2 protein-coding genes are annotated in these 2,508 nt (G+C 66.2%); one reads left to right on the forward strand and one right to left on the reverse strand.

Translation table 11 applies throughout. The annotated features are described in order from the left end of the window. The coding region (locus WAN02_RS20565; RefSeq protein ID WP_422266069.1) for an adenosylcobinamide-GDP ribazoletransferase at positions 1-613 on the forward strand (613 nt) is incomplete at its 5' end. Between the two features lie 65 nt (positions 614-678). On the opposite strand, the gene WAN02_RS20570 is transcribed toward WAN02_RS20565, so the two are convergent. Continuing rightward, positions 679-2,295 (reverse strand): zinc ribbon domain-containing protein, encoded by a 1,617-nt coding sequence (locus WAN02_RS20570; protein ID WP_422266070.1) that lies wholly within the window; start codon positions 2,293-2,295, stop codon positions 679-681. Between the last annotated feature and the right edge of the window lie 213 nt (positions 2,296-2,508).

The raw sequence follows: 2,508 nt of genomic DNA on the forward strand, positions 1-2,508 counted from the left end.
GGGTGCAGCGGTGACGTGGGCCGCCGGATTGGCGTTCGGCCCGGGTAACGCGTTGGCCGGCCTGCTCGCGGTGGCCGCACTGCTGACGGTCACCCGCGGCTTGCACATCGACGGTCTGGCCGATACCGCCGACGGCCTGGGCTGCTACGGGCCGCCCGAACGCGCGCTGCAGGTGATGCGCGACGGGTCGACCGGACCGTTCGGCGTGGCGACCGTCGTGTTGGTGATCGTTCTTCAGGGACTGGCGTTTTCGGCGCTGTGCGCCGTTGGGATCGTGGCAGCCGTGTGCGCGGGCCGGGTAGCAGCGGTGCTGGCCTGCCGCCGGACGGTGCCGGCCGCCGCCGGAAGCAGGTTGGGCACTCTGGTCGTCGGCACCCAACCGGCCCCGGTGGTCGCGGCCTGGGTCGTCGTGCTGCTCGCCGCGTCGTCCGCGGCGGGTCGGCACCCGTGGCAAGGGCCGGCCGCGGTCGTGGTCTCGCTCGCCTGCGCCACGCTGTTGGTCCGGCACTGTGTGCGTCGATTCGGCGGTGTCAACGGCGACGTGCTCGGCGCCGCAATCGAATTGACCACAACGGTCACCGCCGTCGTGCTGGCCGCGCTGTTGCGGTTCTGACGGCTCAGGCCATCCACGAGCGATGGCGTCGAACGTCAAGTCCTGACGGCCGACCGGCCGGGCCGTTACTCCATCGAGACCATCATGGTCGCCGCGTCCGGCAGCGCCGCTGTAAACGCGTCACGACTCCCGGCATAGATGTTGAAGAAGCCCGACCCGCCGGTTACGGAGTTGTACAGCGTCACCCAACCGCCGTAGATCTGATCTGTGCCCTGAGCGGTTTGGACGTTGGCGGTGTAATCGACCTCGAGCATCTGTTGAAAGTTATTGCCCTGCAACGGCTGCGGCGGTGCCGAACGCTGCTTGACGTTGGTCAATCCGGAGCTCTGAATATTCTGGTTGATCAGTGAGGTCGACTCCTGCCCGATGTCGGAAGTGTCCACGCCACCGACGACAACGAACAGGGCCGCGCTTTGGTCGCGATTGAGGAGATCGGCGGACTGCTGGCCTTGATCGGTGACTGTCCAGCCGGGAGCCACCGTCATGTTGATTCCGTGCGTCAAGTTGATGGTGGCGGCCGCGCCAGCCGCCAGCGATGTCGTGGTCGACGCCAAAGCTACTCTGCCCCAAGGGCTCTGATCCAATTTGCCTACCCCTGGGCGGATGGACCGGGCCGCCGCAGCAGAGTGCGGCGCGATCCGTCCGATGCCGCCCTCTCCCGGCGGCGCGGGGCGCGTGGAGGGGCCGCTCAGTGCCACCGCCACACTGACGACCGCGGCGATCACCACGACCACCGTAACGATCGCGGTGACCAAGCCGGCATGCAACCGATGTTCCACGTCAGGGGCTTCCGCACCCTGCGCATCCGCGCCCGTGTCGGCAAGCAGCGCCGCATGCAACGCATTACGAGCCGCAACCAATCCCGCCGCCGCCAACACGAACGCCGCCAGCGCGGTCAGCACAATCCCGCGCGTCCCATACGGATGCAACACGGTGGTCGCCAACTCGTAGGCCACCACCAGTACCAACCCCTCGATCACCCCGAGCACCGGGCTCACACCCAACCGACGCAACCCCAGCACGCCTACCGTAGCCGCCGTCGCCAGCACAATCGGCTGCAGAAATCCCAACGTCAACGCGATAAACGCCACGTGCGCCGGGTCACCTGCCGTCACCTGCACGTGGGTAAATGCTCCATGCTGGACCACCACACTCAGCCCCAACGACAGGGCTGCACCACTGAGCGAACCAGCCACCACGACATCTAGCGGATGCCGGAACGACGGGCGGCCGCTGATCACGAGCGGGCCAATCAGTACCGCTACAAACGCCGCCACCGGAACCAGCAGACCCAATTCGAGGATGCGCGGGACCGGCGGTAACTGATAGTGGATCGAACCCGCAGCCGCCAAAGGGATGAAATGAGTTTCCAGCAGACCGACCGCAACACCGAGTAGCAGTGAAAGCCCAAACGCCACAACGATCACCGTGATCGGCTCGTCGTGCCACAACCGGTGATCGTGAATGTAGACCAGCACCGCCGCCGGCAACGCCACCGCCGTCAGCACCAACGCCACCGGCAGCGACCCGAACGCGGCTGCGATCAACGCTGCCAACAACGCCAGCCCGGTGACATCGCGATACACATAATGGCGCTCAGGATGCAGATGCGGCAACAACGTGCCAAGCACCGCCACGGGACGACGCGGCCCTTGGGGAGTCGGGCTATTCGGGTTGACCATTTTCATACCTCCGGCGGTAATCGGCGGGTTCCCGGCGCGCTAGTCGCAGTGGCCAAAGGGCGGGATTCGCGCGCTGAGCCTACGGCCAAACGTGATGCAAAACGGCCAAATTGCGCCTTTCATCGAGTTTTGTGGCGCTTGGCGATGAGAGCGCGCCGGTAGTCGGGTTGGTCGCGGCGGGGTCGACGAAGTAACCGTCAACCCAGCCGCGAC

It is taken from the genome of Mycobacterium sp., from assembly GCF_049281135.1.
In the GTDB taxonomy this organism is placed as follows: Bacteria; Actinomycetota; Actinomycetes; order Mycobacteriales; family Mycobacteriaceae; genus Mycobacterium.